2 protein-coding genes are annotated in these 1,473 nt (G+C 61.8%); both read left to right on the top strand.

The genetic code is table 11. The features are described 5' to 3' along the window. Positions 1–52 precede the first annotated feature (52 nt). Positions 53–1,135 (top strand): IS630 family transposase, encoded by a 1,083-nt coding sequence (locus AB4Y42_RS43915; protein ID WP_368697847.1) that lies wholly within the window; start codon positions 53–55, stop codon positions 1,133–1,135. Between the two features lie 13 nt (positions 1,136–1,148). After that, positions 1,149–1,448, top strand: a complete 300-nt coding sequence (locus AB4Y42_RS43910; RefSeq protein WP_368697846.1) for a hypothetical protein — start codon at positions 1,149–1,151, stop codon at positions 1,446–1,448. Positions 1,449–1,473: the final 25 nt, after the last annotated feature.

Below are 1,473 nucleotides of genomic sequence, written 5' to 3'. Positions count from 1 at the left end.
CAACATCCCGTAAATAGGTTGAATAATAATTTGCCTCGGTTATCATCTCTCGATGAGCCGAGGCCGCCATGCAACGCCAGTGAAGCTGGCGAATAAAGAACGACAGGAACTGCTATCGCTGATTGAGCGGAAGACGGCCGCGCAGCGAGATGTAATGCGCGAGCGTATCGCGTTGTGGGCCCACGAGGGACACTCCAGTACGGTGATTGCGCGGGAATTGGGTGTCTCGGTGCAAACGGTCTGCCTGTGGCGCAAGCGTATTGCCCGGCAAGGTGTCCAGGGTATTCGCGAGGCCGAGCGCAGTGGCCGTCCGCCACGCATCACGCACGAAGCGCGATTGCAGTTGATTGCGCTGGCGTGTGAAGCGCAGGAACCTGAGGGACGGTCCACGCCGACACTCGACGAGATTGCGGCACGCGCTGTGGAGCGCGGCGTCGTCGAGCAGATCAGCCGCAGTCACGTGCAGCGCATTTTGCAGGCCGGCGACGTACGCCCGCATCGGGTCCAGCAGTGGCTGCACAGTCCAGACCCGGCGTTTCGCGAGAAGGTCAACGTGATTTGCAAGCTGTACCGCAAGGCGTCGCGAAACGCGGTCGTGCTCAGCATCGACGAGAAGACCGGCATTCAGGCCATTGAGCGCAAGCACGCGGGACGGGCGCCCGCGCCAGGACGGCTGCGTCGCCGTGAGTTCGAATATATCCGTCACGGCACCCAAGCGTTGATTGCCGCGCTCGATGTGCATACCGGAACGGTGCTGGCAGAGTGCCGCGAGCGGCGCACCCAGGACGATCTGGTGGCCTTCATGGAGCGCGTGGCAGCCGAGTACCCAGACAAACAGGTACACGTGGTTTGGGACAACCTGAACACGCATCGCGCCCAGGCCGTCTGGCAGGCGTTCAACGCGCGGCATGGCAAGCGGTTTCATTTCCACTTCACGCCGTTGCACGCGAGCTGGGTCAATCAGATCGAACTCTGGTTTGCCCGCTATACCCGCCGGGTGCTGCGCCATGCCAGCCACATCAGCACCGCGCACCTGCGCGAGCGCACCGAGCAGTTCGTCGGCGAGCACAATCAGGCTGCCCGCCCCTTCAAATGGAGTTTCCGGGGCTATCCGCTGCAAAGCGGCGCATCGTAATCGAGGAGCGCAGATGCCAGCTTTACCCGCCAAACACTACGCTGCTGAACTGCAGCGTCAACTGCGCAGCCTGCTCGGCCACGAGCAGATCGTCACGCAAGCTTACGGGCGTCACCTGCTGATCAAGCGTCTGGACGACGACGAGCCAACCGTCGTGGCGCGGCTAACTGAGCTCGGGCGCAATCGGTATGGCGCTGCCTTTCGTAGCTATAGCGGGCGTTGGGAGCCGCTTCCGGGCACGGGTTCGCTCGACGAGATGGCCGATGTGGTGGTCACGCTGCTGCAGCCCTATCTGCAGCCCGATAATTATTAAATGTATTTACGGGATGTTGTACTAG

The sequence above is a fragment of the Paraburkholderia sp. EG286B genome (assembly GCF_040965655.1).
GTDB lineage: Bacteria > Pseudomonadota > Gammaproteobacteria > Burkholderiales > Burkholderiaceae > Paraburkholderia.
This window is presented reverse-complemented; position numbering and strand designations above follow the sequence as displayed.

Bases quoted from the DNA above. Each gene is read 5' to 3' on its own strand.
- AB4Y42_RS43915 (WP_368697847.1), top strand. From the start codon at position 53: ATGAGCCGAGGCCGCCATGCAACGCCAGTGAAGCTGGCGAATAAAGAA.
- AB4Y42_RS43910 (WP_368697846.1), top strand. From the start codon at position 1,149: ATGCCAGCTTTACCCGCCAAACACTACGCTGCTGAACTGCAGCGTCAA.